The sequence below is a fragment of the Actinocorallia aurantiaca genome, assembly GCF_039533685.1.
Taxonomy (GTDB): domain Bacteria; phylum Actinomycetota; class Actinomycetes; order Streptosporangiales; family Streptosporangiaceae; genus Actinocorallia; species Actinocorallia aurantiaca.
In genome coordinates this window covers 229,016-245,556 of record NZ_BAAATZ010000009.1, presented here as the reverse complement: position 1 = coordinate 245,556, position 16,541 = coordinate 229,016, and the positions used below count along the sequence as shown (strand labels likewise).

The following is a 16,541-nucleotide window of genomic DNA, read 5'->3' as shown; positions in this document are numbered from 1 at the left end:
CGGTCTTACAGGACTTCCCTGGCTCTTGGCGGTATTCCCCAGGGCGCCGCCCACGGCCTTCATCGCGACCACGACGGGTTGTCAGTGATCTCCAACTACTTTAGTATCGCTAAAGTAGTTATGCGAGGGGGAAGAAGACATGAACGACGAAAACGAGGGACGGGCCGCTCGGACCGCGCTGGCGGAGGCGGAACGGATACGCGAGCAGGCCGTGCGGTCGGGCCGGTGGTTCAGCGGATTCCTCGCGGCGCTCGGCGTCGCGTCGATCGCGTGGATCACCCTGCTGGAGGCGGTGTGGCCCGACGGCGGCGCCCGCAACTACACGGCCGCCGGAGGGGCGGCGCTGTTCCTCCTGGCCTCCTGGCGGGCCGAGCAGCGCAGGGTCTTCCCCCAGGGGGCCTCCCGGCGGCTCATGGTCTCCGCGATCGTCTGGTTCACCCTGTACCTGCTGGTGATCGGCCCGCTGGCCCGCTGGAAGCTGGAGACCTCTCCGCCCGGCTGGATCGCCGCGGCGACCGTCATGGCCCTGCCGTTCTTCGTCGCCGCGTGGACGGCCCGCCGGTCATGACCCACCCCCGGCACCACCTGGACGCGGTCATCCACACCCCGGCCCGCTTCTCCATCATGGCGCTGCTCGCGGCGGTCGAGCGGGCGGAGTTCCGGTTCGTCCGCGACACGGTCCAGATCAGCGATTCGGCGCTGTCCCAGCACCTCACCACCCTGGAGAAGGCCGGCTACGTCACCATCCGCAAAGCCCAGGCCGGAAGACGCACCACCACCTGGCTGGCGTCGACCCCCGAGGGCAAGGCGGCCTTCACCCGGCACATCGCGATCCTCAACCAGATCGCATCGCCGCCGAGCACCCCCGAAAGCCGGGAGCCGGCACCGCAGGGAGAACAGTCCGAGTAGCCCCGACGGGTGGCCACACCGAAGTGCGGCCGCCCTTCGGCTGCACGAAGATCAGGACGTTCTCACGCGCCTCCTCGATCCACCCCGGTCAGGAGGTGGTCGCGGTGACCTTGATCGCGGGGTCGAACTTCAGCGCACCGTCGAACGTGACGGTCTCGCCCTCGGCGAGCATCCCCTGGCAGTGGGGCTCCCCGCCTTCCGGTGTTCCCAGGTCGGTCTGCGCGGTCGTGGTCTTCAGGGTCGAGGTGGCGTTGGAGTAGGTCCCCGCCACGGACATGACGAAGAAGGCGCAGGTGGAACCGGCCCCCACCTGGCTGAAGATGTAGACCGGGGTCGCGGGCGTGTATCCGCTGTGCGTGACCGTGGTCGTCCCCGTCGAGGCGTTGAAGGCGGTGGCCCTGAAATAGCTGGGTCCTATCATGGTGCCCAGCATCCCGGCCCATTCTTCTCCGCCGGCGCCGGTGCAAGAAATCTGATAATACGAAGTAAACTTCCCCAGGGTCTGGCCATAGGGCGTGGACTGACTCCCCATCACACCGATGAGGGGGACATTCGCACAGGTGAAGAGTTTCTGGCCGGCGGCGTTCTTCACCGTCAGCGGACCCGACGTGGTGAACTTTCCGTCGGCATTGGGATTGACGACCGTCCAGGTCGTGGTCGCGGCCTGGACGGGAGCGGCCTGGGCTCCCAGCGCGAGCATCGAGGCCGCGGCCAGCACCGATGTGGTCTTCTTGCGCATTCTGATCACTCCTCCACCCGCTTGCACGGGCTTTCGACGATCAAGCTCGACTTGATGCCAAGCTAGATCACGAAGGGTGAAAAAGAAAGGATTACTTTCCGTCCCCGAATGCTGACCTGACGCCGGTGCCACGCTATATACCCAGAAGGTATCAGGCCCTCGGAATAACATACCCGTTTCGTCATCCAGCCTATTTTAGGGTGAACAGATTCGGGCGGCGCCGCTCCCCGTCAGGGAGCCGGTGAAGAGCTGACAGATATCGCGGATAAGCCGGTCCGGACCCATTCTTCACTTCCCCGCATTCCCGGACCCGCCCGAAACGATCCGTTCCGGCGGGACTCTCAGGACCCTGATGGCGCGCCCACCCGCAGGACGAACCTCCGGCCTGAGCCCTCCCCCGATTCGAGGCGGCGGTGGGCTTCGGCGGCCTCGCCCAGGGGCAGGTCGGTCCGGCGGCGGGCGCGGAGGAGGCCTGCGGCGGTGAGGCGGGCGACGTGGCGGGCCGCCTCGGCGAGTTCGGCGGTCGTGGCGTGGGAGATGACGAACCCGATGACGGATCGGTCCTGCTGGTAGAGGGCGGCGACGGGGAGGACGGGACGGGCCGTCATGCCCGAGAGGACGACGATGCGGCCGCGCCGTGCCAGGAGGCCCACCGCCTGCTCCAGGTCGTTGCGGCCCGAGGTGTCGATGAAGAGGTCGGCTCCGTCGCCGCACGCGGCCGCGATCCTCGCCGGGACGCCGGAGGCGCGGTAGTCGACGGTGTGGGCCGCGCCGAGGTCCCGGCAGTACGAGGCGTCGCCGGCGCCCGCCACCGCGACGACCCGGGCCCCCGCGTTCGCGGCCATGACGACCATGGCTCCACCGACGTTCCCGGCGGCGCCCAGGACGACGACGGTCTCGCCCGGGCGGAGGCGTCCGTGGGTGAAGAGGGCCAGATAGGCGGTCGCGGCAGGGTGGGCCACGGCGAGCACGTCCAGGGGATCGACGCCTTCGGGGAGACGGTAGAGCCGGTCGACGGAGACGACCGCCCGTTCGGCGGAAGAGCCCTGGCGGCCCTCGTGCCCCATGCTGAGGCTCCACACCCGATCGCCCGGCGCGAACCCCGGGACGCCTGCTTCGGCCACTGTGCCGACCAGGTCGCGGCCGATGACGAACGGGAATGTCAGCGGAGTGCGCCAGGCACCGGAGCGGACGAAGACGTCGACGGGATCGACGGCGACGGCCTCCACGTCGACGAGGACGTCCGTGGGGCCCGGCCGGGGATCGGGCAGTTCCCCGTAACGGATGACGGAAGGCGGCCCGTACTCCTCGATGTAAGCAGCGCGCATGGTTCCGCATTGTCGGGTGCCGCCCGTCCTGCCGCCTGCGCGGCTCAGCGCGGGCTTGCCGGTCTTTTACGAGCTCTCACTGGAAACCGGGCAGAGGTCCGCGGTGAGAAGAACGACGGGACCCTTTCGATCCCGTCGGCGGACCGGCCGCCCGACACGGCCCGAAAGAGAAAGGGCCGCCCTGCGGGAGCGGGGCGGCCCTCGGTCGGCGCGGAGCTCAGAATGCCCTCACGCCTCTCCTGTCAGGAAGTCGCCGTGATCTTGATGGCGGGGGTGAACTTGTACTCGGTGGCGAACGTGATCGTCTCGCCCTGAGTGAGCAGACCCTGGCAGGAGGGACCCGACTCGTCATTCCCCAACAAGACCTCCGCTTTCGTGGTCTTCAGAGTGGAGGTGGCGTTGGTGTAGGTCATCCCCTTGGCTTTGATGGTGAAGAAACAACGGCTGGAACCGGCCGTGTAGAAGTTGAAGAGCGAAGGCTGGAGCTGGTTGAACGTGGTCGTCCCCGTTGCGGCGTTGTACCCGGCGGCATTGAAGTAGTGGAACACGTAGGAGCCTGCCAGGGACCCGACCCAGCTACCGCCGCCGCCGTCCACGCAGGAGTTCGCCCGGGCCCACGTGAACTGTCCCAGGACGGGGGTGGCGGTGCTGGTGATGGACCTGCTCTGCATAGTGCCCCCGGCATCGATGCTCTGGCAGGTGAAGAGCGTCTCGCCGGCGCTGTTCTTCACCGTCAGCGAACCTGACACCGCATTGAAACTGCCATCCGCATTGGGATTGGCGACCGTCCAGGTCGTGGCGGCGGCCAGTGCCGGCGAAGCCTGGCCCCCCAGTGCGAGAACCGAGGCCAGGGTCAGCGTCGACAGGGTCTTCTTGCGCATTACAATCACTCCTCCATCCGCCTTCGCGGACATCAGACGGTCAGGCCGCATATAAAGCCAGGTCATCGAAAATCGAAAAGGAAGTGTTGATTTTCTACTCACCGACATCGACCGAACACAGGAATTCAGCGATATACCAGGAAAACATCTAAGATCCTGCCCCTTCAGAGACGGCCGGTCATCTCGTAATGGAGCGGTGTCGATGCCGGAGAACTGCGAGAGGCCGGTAGAGCGACCACCCGGAACCCGACGGCCCGGCCCGCTCCCGCCCCGTCCGGGGAAAGGACGGTCCCGCAGAAGTGGATCACCCTCGGTCGGTGCGGAGATCAGAGCACCCGCACGCCTCTTTCACGCGTCCCGGTCAGGTGGTGGTCGCGGTGATCTTGATGGCGGGGGCGACCTTGTACTCGGCGGCGAACGTGATGGTCTCACCAGCGGTGAGCAGCCCCGCGCAGGAAATCGAACCGCCCTCGTTCAGGGGGTAGGCCTTGGCGGTCGTGCTCTTCAAAGTGGAGGTGGCGTTGGTGTAGGTCGTCGCTATGGAAGTCACGAAGAAGGAGCAGCCGGGCGCGAAGGCCGCGAAGACCCCTCCGCTGTAGACGGTGCCACCCGACCGATGAATGAACGTGGTCGTCCCCGTCGAGGCGTTGAAGCTCTGGGCGGCGAGGTGGTTCGGCACCATGCTGGTGCCCACGAGCACGTATCCCTGGCCCCCGTCATGACCCGTGCAATTCGTGGGCATGGTCACGTTCGCCATGAAATTCCCGGCAGGCGAGGACCCGCTCGGCAGGCTTCCCTTGACATCAAAGTTCGTGCAGTCGAAGAGCGACCGGCCGGCCGCGTTCTTCACCGTCAGCGAGGGCGCCACCGCGGCGAAGCTGCCATCGGCGTTGGGATTGACGACCTTCCAGGTCGTCGCCGCCATTGCGGGAACCTGGGCCCCCACCACCAGCACCGAAGCCAGAGCCAACATCGAAGCAGTCCGCTTACCCATATGAATCACTCCCCCACCCGCCGCTGCGGGCTTTCGACGATCAGGCGCTTCCCGAAAACTAGGTCACCGACGACCAAAAAGGAAGGATTACTTTCCGATCTCGGACGTCGACAGATTGTAGAAGTTCCGTGATATACCCGGAAGGTATCGGAGCACCCGAATCCACATACCTATTTCATCGACCGCCCCCAGCCGAACAATCAGATCAGCAGGTCTCACCCGCACAGAAGGCATCCAGGCGGCCGGAAATCTCTGATATCGAGCTAATATCTGAAAGAAATTGCTTTTTGCTTGTATGGAAATCCGGGTGCAAGGATTTCGCAAGTGGCCGAAAACCGAGAACCATATGGCGGAGAACGCCTATCCGGGGGAACCCGCAGCCGGGTGGTGCGGTGCCGGCGTTTCGAATCGCCCTCCTCCCCCGTCACCGCGTGCGTACCAGTTCGCTCGCGGTGTACAGGAGTGCCCGCAGTTCCGGCTCGGCCTCCCGGTCCGCGCGCCGCACCGGCTTCCGAGTCGTCGCCGGGGTCCGCCTCGTCCGTCGCACCAAGGTGATCAGGCCGAAGTCAGGAGGTGAGGAAGTCATCCGCGATCGTGCGCAGGGTCCGTGCGGACAGCTCCGGAAAGGCCGCGAGGGCGGCGGTCAGGCAGACCGGCCAGGACCCGGTCTCGCGGACGCCGGACAGGAGCCTCCGGGCCGGCTCCGAGGCGATCTCGCCGTCCAGCCCGACCAGGAACCTGGACCAGAGGAAGAGGAAGGGAGCGGGAGGCGGGACCTGGGCGCGTGAGGTGAGGAGGCGGGCGCGGTCCGGGTCCGAGGGGAGCACCTCCGCCGCCAGCGCCGTCCAGGACAGGGCGCGCAGGAGCGGGTCGGGCACCTCGGGGATGAGGAGTTCGGTCTCGTCGGCGACGGCCGAGGCACGGCCCTCCTCACCGATCTCGTGCAGGGTCAGAATCAGACCCAGCGACTCCCCGACGCGCTCGTAGGGGTCCGCGACGGCGGAGATGAGGACCCGCACCTCGGCGAGGAGGGCGTGGACCCGGCTCTCCTCGCCGAGGAGAGCGGACGCCTCCATCAGTTCCATCAAGACCGACGCCCGGTTCTCCGGGCAGGCGGAGACGAGGGATTCGGCGCGCTCGGCGAAGATCCGGGCCCGCTCCGGATCCCCGAGCGCCGCCGCCACTTTCGCCAGTTCCGCGGCCGTCCACATCGCGCGCTCGGGGTCTCCGAGCATCGCCGCCACCCGTGCCCGCTCCTGCCGGGGAGACGACGGGTGCGGGGACGGGAACAGCCCTTCGGCGTACTCGATGAACGCCCTGGCCCGTGCCGGGTCCTCACCCGCCGTCCCGGCCGCCAGGGACACCGCGTGCGACGCCGCCTCGCCCGGATCGGCGAGGTCCAGGATCAGTTCCTCGGCCCTGCCCGCCAGCCGGGGAAAGTCCTGCGGAGCCGTCAGCCTCATCAGTCTCAGGAGTTCCGCGACCCGCGAACCCCGGTCAGGGGCGGACAGCGCCAAGTCCTCGGCCAGGTCCACGCCTCCGGCGGCCAGCGCGGCCTCCAGGAGATCATTCCGCTGTCCGACGCCGGAGAGGGGCCGGGCGAGGTCCCGGCTCCGGTCGTAGAGGGCGCGGCTCCGGTCTCGGTCGACGGCCGCCACCGCGACCGCGAGCTTCGCCAGCGCGCACGACTCCTCGTAGGGGTCGCCGGCGGTTCCGTCGCGGGCGACGGCCTGCCGGAGCAGTTCCGGCAGGTCCGTCTCGGTGATCTCCGCGTGCCTCACCTGCCGGGGGCCGCCGGGACGGCGGGGCGGGAGAAGGCCAGGCCGATGCCGGCGACCAGGACCCACACGGGGCCGATGAAGCCGGCGGTGTACTGGAGCGGGGAGATGCCGGCGACGAGGGTCAGGCCGCCGAGGACGACGCTCGCCCAGCCGAGCCACAGGGGGACGGCGCGGTGGCGCAGGGACGCGGCGGCCACGGCCACGCCGCTCAGGCCCGTGCCGACCCACAGCCACGGGATCGTGCCGATCCAGTGGGCGCCGATCAGGGCGAGTTCGGGGGCGAGCATGCTCTTCTCGCCGTTCAGCGCGAAGTACAGCTCGGTGTCCAGGCCGCTGCCGAGGAGGGTCGCCGTCGCGGTCAGGACCAGGCCCAGGGCGGCCACGGCGGGCAGCAGGCTGTCCTGGGGCAGGGTGGAGCGCAGCCGCCGCCACAGGCCGACGGCGAAGACCGGAAGCAGGACCGTCGCCGTCATCAGCGCCACGTGCAGCACCAGCAGCGGGCCGGTCTGCTGGGCGAACGCCTCCGTGACCCTCGCGGCGTCGCCGGCGGTCTTCTCGTCGTAGGCCGCGGTGATGTTGTTGCTGGCCTGGACGGCGACCATCCCGGCGAGGCCGGTTCCCGCCCCCGCCCACGCCCACAGGACGCCTCCTCCGGTGCCGGTCCTTCTGCCCTGTGCCACGCCGACGGCGCTCATCGCTGTCCCCTTTCGCATACGGCGTTCCTTGACGCCTCCGTCCAAGCTCGCAGCGTCCCTGTCCCGATCACCAGGTGCGGCCGTCCCGTGCCCCTAGGACGTTGACCTCCTCTTCCGTCCGCGGGTCCCCGCGTACGCCCGGCAAGGGCGGAGGCGCGCGGAGGCCGATCCGCGCCGTCCGGCTCCCTCACCTGTACCTGGAGTCGTAGTCGTTGTCGTAGTCCTCCTCGGCCGTCACGACGAAGGCCGCCAGCCCCCCGACGGCCAGTGCCCCCGTGACGCCGTATCCCACGGCCATCCCCAGGAGCGCGCGCCGCCGCAGCGCCTTCTCGTCCCCGGCGCTGACCAGGTAGGGGTTCTCGGACGACAGTTCGACGGCCCGCGCGTCCGACCCGTCCGGGAGGGGGAAGGGGCGGTCCATGACCAGCCGCCGCCCGTCGAAGGACGCCCGGCCGCACGCGTAGAGCGGCCGGCCCGGCACGAGCACCCATTCCTCGTACCGGTACCACTGCGCGTCCCCCGCACGCACGGGCAGTCCGCCCGCTTCGGCGGGCGCCGCCTTTCGGTCGAAGGACTTCGCGGCCTTCTGCACGCTCTCGTTCTTCCCCTCCGGAGCCAGGACGGCGATCACGCCGGTCCCGTCGTCCACCGTGAACGCGCCCGAGGAGCCCTCCTTCCGGATCACCCGCTTCTCGCCGCCCGCGTCCTTCTCCGTGACCATCACCCGGTACCAGACGCACGGCGTCCCGGAGAAGGGTGCCCGCAGCAGCCCGCCCTCCCCCGCTCCGACCGTCCCCGTCACCTCGCAGAGCACCGATCCCGGCCCCCGCGCCCGCAACTCCGCGCAGGTCAGCGTCTCCCGCTTCCGCGCGGCCCGGTACTGGGCCCGGAACACCTGCCCCACGACGAGGAAGGGAACGGCCAAGAACCCGCAGACCAGCAGAATCCCCATGGCGACCTCCACGATTCGGAATTCCCGCCATCGTCGTCGCCTCCGCGTATCCGTGCCAGGGACACCGGTCCCGTCCGGGTCCCCGTTTTACAGGGAGGGGAGCACGGGGTAACCTACAACCAAATGGTTGTACGTGAACTGGACGACGAGGCCGTGGACCTGCTGTTCCACGCGCTGGCCGACGCCACCCGCCGCGACATCCTGCGCCGCTCCGTGCGGGGCGAGCTGTCGGTGTCGCGGCTGGCGGAGGCCTATCCGATGAGTTTCGCGGCGGTGCAGAAGCACGTCGCGGTGCTGGAGCGGGCAGGACTGGTCATGAAGGAACGCCGTGGACGGGAGCAGCTCGTGCGCACCGCCCCCGACGCCCTGAGCCGGGCGCGCCGAGCCCTCGACCTGCTCGAGGCCGCCTGGCGCGGACGAGTGGACAGGATGACCCGCCTGCTCGCCGAAGACCCGGCCCCGGAAGACGACGATCCACCGAGAGGACGAGACACATGAGCGTCACCGACACCCGCAAGGACCTCGAGAACCTGACCTTCACCCTCATCGCCGACTTCGAAGCGCCCGTCGAACGGGTGTGGCGGCTGTGGGCCGACCCGCGGCGGCTGGAGCGCTGGTGGGGCCCGCCCGCCTTCCCCGCGACCGTGAAGGAGCACGACCTCACCCCCGGCGGCGACGTCGCCTACTTCATGACGGGTGCAGAGGGCGAGCAGTACCACGGCTGGTGGCGGATCACCTCCGTCGAGCCGCCCACCTCACTGGAGTTCGTCGACGGCTTCGCCGACGCCGAGGGCAAGCCCGACGAGGACCGCCCGACCACCGTCATCCGGGTGCGGCTCACCGCCCGCGACGGCGGCACCCGCATGGAGATGCACTCGACCTTCGACTCCCTCGAGCAGATGGAGCAGCTGATCGACATGGGCATGGCCGAGGGCATGGAGCAGGCCGTCGGCCAGATGGACGCCCTGCTGGCCGCCTGACCCGCTCGGGCATCCGCGAGACGCTCGGGCATCCGGCGAGACGCCGACGCGGGACGGAGCTTCGGGCTCCGCCCCGCGCCGGGCTCGTTCCGAGTGCTGCGGACTCCTCCAGGACTTCCGTGCGCCCGGTGCCGGGCGGTCGCTCCTCGGGCGCGTTCACAGCGGATGACGAGACCGGAGCGATCACCGTCCCGACAGCGGAAGATCAGGCCGTCTCAGCCGGGCGCGCCTCCCGCGTCATCCCCCTCCGACGAGGAGGGCGCGGGCCTCGGCGAAAGCGTGGGCGAACTTCTCCTCCGGGGAGGAGCCGACGCCGTCCTTCAGCCACTGCTCGGTGGCGAGGCGCACGGCGCACAGGACGATGCCCGCCACGAGGCGGCGGGCGAATCCGCCGTCGGCGCCGTCGGGGAGGCGCGGGTGGAGGGCGTCGGCGAGGGCGTTCTCCCAGGCCAGGTACTGGGCGCTGGCGTGGGCCTGGACGGCGGGGTCCTCGGCGCGGATGCGGGCTTCGAGGTGGAGGAAGCCGCGTTGGCGGCGCCAGTCTCCGGAGAGGGAGAGGAAGGTCCCGCACAGCGCGGTGAAGGCGTCCTCCGAGGCCGGGCGGGCCTTCAGGGCGGCCACCACCGCGTCGAGGCGGCCCTGGTTGACTCCGGCGACGAAACAGCTTTCCTTGGAGTCGAAGTAGCGGAAGAACGTCGAACGGCTGATCCCTGCGCGCTCGCAGATGTCGTCGACCTTCACCGCCTGGATGCCGCGTTCCGCGACGAGCTCCACGGCGGCCCGGGAGGCCGTCGTGAACGTGCGGCGCTTCTTGCGCCGGCGTAGGGAACCGCTGTCCGCATCCATCTCCGGACATATTGACACTCAGTCTCAGTTGCTCCAAGGTCCCAAGTACGTATCCGGCCGCGCCGTACCGGCCGCACGTCGAGGAGGACGCATGGACACTGGGAAGCTTCGGTCGCTGTTCGACCTGACGGGACGGGTCGCGCTCGTCACCGGCGGGACCCGCGGCATCGGACGGGCGATCGCCGAGGGTTTCGCCGCGGCCGGGGCGAGCGTCGTCGTCGCCAGCCGCAAGCCCGACGCCTGCGCCGAGACCGAGGCCCACCTGAAGGCGATGGGCGGCGCCGCCCTGGGCGTCCCCACCCACCTGGGCGACCTCGACTCCCTCGACGCCCTCGTGACGCGCACCACCGAGACCTTCGGCGGGCTCGACATCCTCGTCAACAACGCCGCCAACGCCCTCGCGCTGCCGCTGGGCTCCCTCACCCCCGAGGCGTTCGCCAAGTCCCAGGACGTCAACGTCCGCGGCCCCGTCTTCCTCGTGCAGCGCGCGCTCGACCACCTCACCGAGAGCCCGCACGCCTCGGTCGTCAACGTCGTCTCCGCGGGCGCGTTCATGTTCTCCCCCTACGTGTCCATGTACGCCGCGGGCAAGGCCGCCATGGTCGCCTACACCCGCTCCATGGCCGCGGAGTTCGCCCCGCGCGGCATCCGCGTCAACGCCCTGGCCCCCGGCACCGTGGACACCGACATGGTCCGCAACAACCCGCCCGAGTTCCAGCGGCACATGGAGGAGGCCGCCCTCCAGAAGCGCATGGCGACCCCCGACGAGATGGTCGGCCCTGCCCTCTTCCTGGCCTCCGACGCCGCCAGCTTCGTCACCGGCCAGGTCCTCCACGCCGACGGCGGCCTCGTCGCCCGCTGACCCCGGCAGAGCCCGACACGCGAACGGCGGAACGTCCCGCCCGGTCCGCCCCGCAGGTCCCGGCACCGCCGGGCTCGCCGGGCCTCCGCGACAGAACGAAGGAAGACACATGCTGACCAACGGCGACGCCTACCTGCGCGACACCCCTGCCTCAGGCAAGACCGTACGGGTCGAGGAGCCCGTGCCGGGCGTGCGGCTGCTCACCCTGGACCGGCCCGAGCGGCTCAACGCGATGTCCGGTGAGTTGATCAAGGATCTGCACAACGCGCTCGACGACGTCTCGCTGGACGACTCCTGCCGGGTCGTCGTGCTGACCGGGGCGGGGCGGGCGTTCTGTGCGGGCCTGGACCTGTATGAGCCGCCCAACCGCCATGTCTCCGAGCCGGCCTCCGAAGAGGAAGCCGCCTGGCGCAAGAGCCCCCAGGCGGGTATGCACGTCCAGCAGGCCATCGCCTCGCTCGTGCCCAAGCTCCGCAACCTGCGCCAGCCGGTCATCTCCGCCGTCAACGGCCCCGCCTCGGGCGGCGGGTTCGCCCTCGCGCTGGCCAGCGACATCCGCGTCGCCTCCACCACCGCGAAGTTCAACGCCGCCTTCGTCCGCATCGGCCTGTCCGGCTGCGATATCGGCGTCAGCTGGCTGCTGCCCCGCCTCATCGGCGCGGGCCTGTCCCACGAACTGCTGCTCACCGGCCGTTTCGTGGAGGCCGAAGAGGCCCTGCGCATCGGTCTGGTCAGCCGCGTCGTGGAGGAGGGGAAGGCCGTCGAGGCCGCCCTGGAGACCGCAGCCCTCATCTGCGCCAACAGCCCGATGGGCGTGTGGATGACCAAGGAGGTCGCCTGGAGCCAGCTGGAGGTCTCCAGCCTCCAGGCCGGCATCGACCTGGAGAACCGCACCCAGATCCTCACCTCCTACACCCGCGACATGACCGAGCAGGTCACCTCCTTCCTGGAACGCCGCCCCGCGAACTACACCGACTCCTGAGGCCCTTGACACATAGAGACCGATTGGTTTCTATCTTGGGCATGGGTTACGACGTCGTCATTCGCGGTGGACGCTGGTTCGACGGGACGGGCGCGCCTTCGGCCGTCCGGAACATCGGGTTGAAGGACGGGAAGGTCGCCGCCGTCTCGGAGGCGGAGCTCGACACGGACGGGGCCGAGGTCGTCGACGCGGCCGGCAAGTGGGTGATGCCGGGGTTCGTCGACATCCACACGCACTACGACGCGGAGGTGCTGTCCGCGCCGGGGCTCGGGGAGTCGGTGCGGCACGGGGTGACGACGGTGGTGTTCGGGTCCTGCTCGCTGAGCACCGTGCACGTGGAGCCGCTGGACGCCGCGGACCTCTTCAGCCGCGTCGAGGCCGTGCCGCGCGAGCACGTGCTGGCGACGCTGGAGGAGAAGAAGACCTGGTCGAGCGCCTCGGAGTACATCTCGGCGATCGAGGGGCTGCCGCTCGGGCCGAACGTGGCGATGTTCCTCGGGCACTCCGACCTGCGGGCCTCGGTGATGGGGCTGGGACGCTCCACCGACGAGGGCGTCAAGCCGTCCGACGCCGAGATCCGGAGGATGGAACTGCTCCTGGTGGACGCCCTCCGCGCCGGGATGCTCGGCATGTCGGAGATGCGTAACCCCTGGGACAAGCTCGACGGCGAACGGTACCGCTCCCGGACGCTCCCTTCGACGTACGCGACCCGGACCGAGCGCAAGCGGCTGCAGCGGATCCTGCGCAGCTCGGGCCGCGTCCTGCAGTCCGTGCCGAACCTCTCCTTCCCCGTCGCGCTGATCCCCGCGCTGTGGTCGGCGATCGGCCGGGGCGGGAACAAGCCGCTGCGCACCAGCTACCTCACCGCCGCCGACGTCAAGGCCAACCCGCTGATCATGCACATCATGGGCCCCCTCGCCCGGGTCGTGAACCGGCTCGGCGCGGACTTCCGGTGGCAGCACCTGCCCGTCCCGTTCAAGGTGTACGCCGACGGCATCGACCTGGTGGTCTTCGAGGAGTTCGGGGCGGGCGCCGCAGCCCTGCACCTGAAGGACGCCGTCGAGCGCAACGCGCTGCTCCGGGACGAGGGGTACCGGCGCTGGTTCCGGCGCGAGTACGAGAACAAGTTCACGCCCCGGGTCTGGCACCGCGACCTCCACGACGCCCACATCGTCGACTGCCCGGACGATTCCGTCATCGGCAAGACGTTCGGGCAGGTCGGCGACGAGCGCGGCGTCCACCCCGTCGACGCCTTCCTCGACCTCGTCGTCGAGCACGGCACGAAGGTCCGCTGGCACACCACGATCTCCAACCACCGGCCCAAGGCGCTGAACAAGCTCAGCTCCCTGCCGGAGGTCCAGATGGGCTTCTCCGACGCCGGAGCCCACCTGCGGAACATGGCCTTCTACAACTTCCCCCTGCGGCTCCTGCGCCGCGCCCACCGGGAGGGCTTCATGACGGCCGAACGCGCCGTCCACCGCCTGACCGGCGAGCTGGCCTCCTGGTATGGCATCGACGCGGGCCACCTGCGCGAGGGCGACCGCGCCGACCTCGTCATCGTCGACCCCGAGCGTCTCGGCCCCGAACTCGACGAGATCCACGAGGCCCCGGCGGAGGCGTTCGGCGGCATGATGCGCATGGTCAACCGCAACGACGCGACCGTGGCCGCCGTCTTCGTCGCGGGCAACCGGGTCTTCGGCGAGGGCGAGTACGCGCCCGGCCTCGGACGCCGCCGCACCGGCCGCTTCCTGCGCGTGGGCGAGGCGCGCGGCACCGTGGACCCGCGCACGCTCGGGAGCGCGGACGCTACCCTCGCCTGAGTGAGCACGGAACAGCCGCCGAAGCGCCGCACCCAACGCGAACGCAGGGAGGCGACCGTCGCCCGTCTCGTCGACGCGACGATCGCCTCCATCGCCCGGGTCGGTTACGCCGGCACCTCCGTGGGCGAGATCTGCGGACGCTCCGGCGTGTCCCGCGGCGGCCTGTTCCGCCATTTCGACTCCCGCCTCGCCCTCGTCGCCGCCGCCGCCGAGGAGGTGGCCCGCCGCCATCTGGCCCTGGTGCGCCACCGCCTCGCGGCCCTTCCCCCCGTAGACCTCCGCGCGGCCCTGGCCCTCATGCGCGAACGCAACCGCGACGACGACAACGTCGTCTGGTTCGAGCTCATGGTCGCCGCCCGCACCGACGCCGACCTGCGCGCCCACCTCGCCCCCGTGGCCGACCGCTTCTTCACCGAGATCACCCGCGTCGCCCGAGGGCTCCCCGCCCTGGCCGCCCTCCCCGACGACGCCCTCCACCTGTTCGTCTCCTCCGCCCGCAACCTCTTCGACGGCGAGGCCATCTCCCGCACCGTCGTCCCCGACCCCGAGGCCGAGGACGCCCGTCTCGACCTCCTCGCCGACTACGCCGAATTCCTCGTCGCCCGCCACACCCGGTCCTCCCCCTCCCCCCAACACGCCTAGAAACGTTCGCTCCCCGACCTGCGGACCGGGCACGCCCGCCTCCGCCTTCCGGCTCATGACGACGGGTCCTTCGTCTCCTGTTCCGCTCCGGAGCCCCAGCGCGGGTAGGAGTAGCCGAACGCCTCATCTCGGAGGTCGAGGGCGGAGGCGACGGTGACGCCGAAGGGCTCCAGGACGTCCTGGACGTCGGCCCGCCGCCCCAGGGCCGTCCCGGCGTACGCGTGCGCCCGCGTGGGGTCCCTCGCCTGGCGTTCGGCCCACAGCAGGTCCAGGAAGGCGCGGTGGGACCAGAAGAGGGGATCGTTCGGCGCGACCAGCGCGCTCAGGTCGCCGCCGACCCACGCCTGGAACGGGGCGTCGAGCGTGGACTCGACGGCGGCGCGGAACGCGTCGTATCCGGCGTCGTCCGCCAGGATCCCTTCGACGTCCTCCGCGCCGGGGAGGGAGCTGAGCCCGCTTCCTTCGTCGTACCAGCGGCGCAGCCGGTGCGGAGAGGGATGCGCGACCGTCCAACCGGCGAAGGACCCGTCCAGCACCTCGCGGCCTTCGCCGGATCCGTTCCCTCCGAAGTACCGGTCGCCGAGCACCTCGGAGCTCGCGGGCGCCCGCGCGTCCCTCGTCCAGTCCCAGTAGGGCACCCGCACCGCCGGGTCGATCCGCTGCAGGGCGAGCTCGAACCGGCGCAGGAAGACTCGATTCCACGGCAGGAACGCCGGGGTCCCGTAGGCCGTGTGCGCGTGGTCGACGTGGACCTGCACGATCCCGTCGTACTCGCTCGTGCCGCCGCTCCTGCGGTTCAGCGCCCGGACCGCCCGCACGTACCTCCCCCACCGCTCCGCGGTGAGTGCCCGGACCTCCGGCCGGACCGCCTCGACGGCCGCCGCCGCACCCGCCGCGGGCAGGCCCCACGCTCCCCCGAGCACCGCGCCGCCCGCCGCCCACTTCAACACTCCGCGCCTGCTGATCTCGTCCACCGGCTCTCCTCAGGCAGCCCCCGTCCCGGATGCCCAAGCTAACAAGATCAAAAGCACCGTCCGGGTTTTCCACAGCCAGGAAAACCTGCCCCCAAAGCAAGGAGGGCCCCGGCGTGGCCGGTGTCAGAGGGACCCAGCCTGGCGCCGGACCAGCAGGGACAGCCCGACCGCGATGAGGATCGCGCCGACGGGGAGCAGGTCGAACAGGTCGCAGAGGATCACCCGGTGGCGGCGTTTCCCCTGGTCACGTCTCGGGGTCGTCTTCCGGGCGGGCTTCGGCGAGGCGTTCGTGGAGGCGGCTGCGGATCTCGTCCGGCGTGTAGGCGCGCCGCTTGCGTTCGGAGCGGATGACGACGGCTCCGGTGGCCGCGACACCGGCCAGGCCGGCCAGACCGATCAGTTTCCACCAGTTCATACGCTTCAACATCCGCTTAGGCTACGAGACATGACGGCCATCAGTCTGGAAAGAGCACTCGAACTCACCCGGACAGGAGACATCTGGGTCTTCCGCGGCAGGTCCCCCGCCGACCGGGCCATCCAGACGCTGACCAACAGCCCTGTCAACCACGTCGGCATGTCCCTGGTCGTCGACGACCTGCCGCCGCTGATGTGGCACGCCGAGCTGGGCAGTTCGCTCCCCGACCTGTGGTCGGGCACCAGGCACCGCGGCGTCCAGCTGCACGACATGCACGACGCCGTCTGCCAGTGGGGGGCCCGCTACGGCCAGCGCGCCTGGCTGCGCCAGCTCGACCGGCCCATCACCCGCGACAGCGAGGACGCCGCCCTCAGGATGATCGCCCGCCTGGACGGCACCCCCTTCCCCTCGACCGCCCGCCTCACCACCCGCTGGTTCAAGGGCCGCATCCCCTTCCTCAAGGAGCAGCAGGCCCTGGAGAGCGCCTACTGCGCCGAGGTGGTCGCCCTCACCTACGGGGCCATGGGCCTGCTCCCCAGGAGCCGGCGCCCCAACTGGTACGACCCCGGCCGCTTCTGGAGCGGCGACTCCCTCACCCTCGCCGACGGCTACGAACTCGGCGACGAGATCGCGGTCGACGTCCCCGCCCCCCGGCCCGCCGCTCCCCCGCACCGGCGGCGAGGGCCCCGGCCCCTGTCGGCAGTCCTCGACGCGGTGAAGAAGCGCAGGACCCGCTGACGC

19 protein-coding genes are annotated in these 16,541 nt (G+C 70.2%); 9 read left to right on the top strand and 10 right to left on the bottom strand.

Features of this window, described 5'->3' with window-relative positions:
- Positions 1-139: 139 nt before the first annotated feature.
- The gene (locus ABD327_RS13920; protein ID WP_344450764.1) at positions 140-568 is read left to right on the top strand and encodes a hypothetical protein; all 429 of its coding nucleotides are present in this window, start codon (positions 140-142) and stop codon (positions 566-568) included.
- Positions 565-909: a winged helix-turn-helix domain-containing protein gene (locus tag ABD327_RS13915; protein WP_344450763.1), complete on the top strand. Its 345-nt coding sequence runs from the start codon at positions 565-567 to the stop codon at positions 907-909. The genes ABD327_RS13920 and ABD327_RS13915 overlap by 4 nt, the downstream gene beginning before the upstream one ends.
- Positions 910-997: 88 nt before the next feature.
- Here ABD327_RS13915 and ABD327_RS13910 read toward each other — a convergent pair whose 3' ends face one another.
- The 7 genes from ABD327_RS13910 to ABD327_RS13880 form a co-directional block, all read right to left on the bottom strand.
- A complete protein-coding gene (locus ABD327_RS13910; RefSeq protein WP_344450762.1) occupies positions 998-1,648 on the bottom strand; it encodes a hypothetical protein in 651 nt (216 codons plus the stop codon).
- 341 nt (positions 1,649-1,989) lie between these two features.
- Positions 1,990-2,976, bottom strand: a complete 987-nt coding sequence (locus ABD327_RS13905; RefSeq protein ID WP_344450761.1) for an NADPH:quinone reductase — start codon at positions 2,974-2,976, stop codon at positions 1,990-1,992.
- 242 nt (positions 2,977-3,218) lie between these two features.
- Positions 3,219-3,857 (bottom strand): hypothetical protein, encoded by a 639-nt coding sequence (locus ABD327_RS13900; protein WP_344450760.1) that lies wholly within the window; start codon positions 3,855-3,857, stop codon positions 3,219-3,221.
- A gap of 361 nt (positions 3,858-4,218) precedes the next feature.
- Positions 4,219-4,851, bottom strand: a complete 633-nt coding sequence (locus ABD327_RS13895) for a hypothetical protein (protein WP_344450759.1) — start codon at positions 4,849-4,851, stop codon at positions 4,219-4,221.
- A gap of 566 nt (positions 4,852-5,417) precedes the next feature.
- Entirely contained in the window at positions 5,418-6,632 is a 1,215-nt protein-coding gene (locus ABD327_RS13890) for a hypothetical protein (protein WP_344450758.1), read from the bottom strand.
- Positions 6,629-7,345, bottom strand: a complete 717-nt coding sequence (locus ABD327_RS13885; RefSeq protein ID WP_344450757.1) for a hypothetical protein — start codon at positions 7,343-7,345, stop codon at positions 6,629-6,631. The genes ABD327_RS13890 and ABD327_RS13885 overlap by 4 nt, the downstream gene beginning before the upstream one ends.
- Positions 7,346-7,514: 169 nt before the next feature.
- The gene (locus ABD327_RS13880; protein WP_344450756.1) at positions 7,515-8,279 is read right to left on the bottom strand and encodes a GIDE domain-containing protein; all 765 of its coding nucleotides are present in this window, start codon (positions 8,277-8,279) and stop codon (positions 7,515-7,517) included.
- Between the two features lie 123 nt (positions 8,280-8,402).
- Between ABD327_RS13880 and ABD327_RS13875 the strand changes: the two genes are divergently transcribed.
- Both ABD327_RS13875 and ABD327_RS13870 read left to right on the top strand, forming a co-directional pair.
- Positions 8,403-8,777, top strand: coding sequence for an ArsR/SmtB family transcription factor (locus ABD327_RS13875; protein WP_344450755.1), 375 nt, complete (start codon positions 8,403-8,405; stop codon positions 8,775-8,777).
- Complete coding sequence (locus ABD327_RS13870; RefSeq protein WP_344450754.1) at positions 8,774-9,259, top strand: SRPBCC family protein; 486 nt, start codon at positions 8,774-8,776, stop codon at positions 9,257-9,259. The genes ABD327_RS13875 and ABD327_RS13870 overlap by 4 nt, the downstream gene beginning before the upstream one ends.
- A 237-nt stretch (positions 9,260-9,496) precedes the next feature.
- Here the strand turns inward: ABD327_RS13870 and ABD327_RS13865 are convergent, their stop codons facing one another.
- A complete protein-coding gene (locus tag ABD327_RS13865; protein ID WP_344450753.1) occupies positions 9,497-10,105 on the bottom strand; it encodes a TetR family transcriptional regulator in 609 nt (202 codons plus the stop codon).
- A 91-nt stretch (positions 10,106-10,196) separates the two neighbouring features.
- On the opposite strand from ABD327_RS13865, the gene ABD327_RS13860 reads away from it, so the two are divergent.
- From ABD327_RS13860 to ABD327_RS13845, 4 genes are all read left to right on the top strand, one after another.
- On the top strand, positions 10,197-10,967 hold the full coding sequence (locus ABD327_RS13860; RefSeq protein ID WP_344450752.1) for an SDR family NAD(P)-dependent oxidoreductase: 771 nt from the start codon (positions 10,197-10,199) through the stop codon (positions 10,965-10,967).
- A gap of 109 nt (positions 10,968-11,076) precedes the next feature.
- Positions 11,077-11,949, top strand: a complete 873-nt coding sequence (locus tag ABD327_RS13855) for an enoyl-CoA hydratase/isomerase family protein (RefSeq protein WP_344450751.1) — start codon at positions 11,077-11,079, stop codon at positions 11,947-11,949.
- A 41-nt stretch (positions 11,950-11,990) separates the two neighbouring features.
- Positions 11,991-13,769 carry an N-acyl-D-amino-acid deacylase family protein gene (locus ABD327_RS13850; protein WP_344450750.1) on the top strand — a complete coding sequence of 593 codons (1,779 nt, stop codon included), beginning with the start codon at positions 11,991-11,993 and terminating at the stop codon, positions 13,767-13,769.
- Positions 13,770-14,411, top strand: a complete 642-nt coding sequence (locus tag ABD327_RS13845; RefSeq protein WP_344450749.1) for a TetR/AcrR family transcriptional regulator — start codon at positions 13,770-13,772, stop codon at positions 14,409-14,411.
- A 53-nt stretch (positions 14,412-14,464) separates the two neighbouring features.
- On the opposite strand, the gene ABD327_RS13840 is transcribed toward ABD327_RS13845, so the two are convergent.
- Both ABD327_RS13840 and ABD327_RS13835 read right to left on the bottom strand, forming a co-directional pair.
- On the bottom strand, positions 14,465-15,385 hold the full coding sequence (locus ABD327_RS13840; protein ID WP_344450748.1) for a tyrosinase family protein: 921 nt from the start codon (positions 15,383-15,385) through the stop codon (positions 14,465-14,467).
- A 244-nt stretch (positions 15,386-15,629) separates the two neighbouring features.
- Positions 15,630-15,812 (bottom strand): hypothetical protein, encoded by a 183-nt coding sequence (locus ABD327_RS13835; protein ID WP_344450747.1) that lies wholly within the window; start codon positions 15,810-15,812, stop codon positions 15,630-15,632.
- Between the two features lie 18 nt (positions 15,813-15,830).
- On the opposite strand from ABD327_RS13835, the gene ABD327_RS13830 reads away from it, so the two are divergent.
- Entirely contained in the window at positions 15,831-16,538 is a 708-nt protein-coding gene (locus ABD327_RS13830; RefSeq protein ID WP_344450746.1) for a hypothetical protein, read from the top strand.
- The last annotated feature ends 3 nt before the right edge of the window (positions 16,539-16,541 follow it).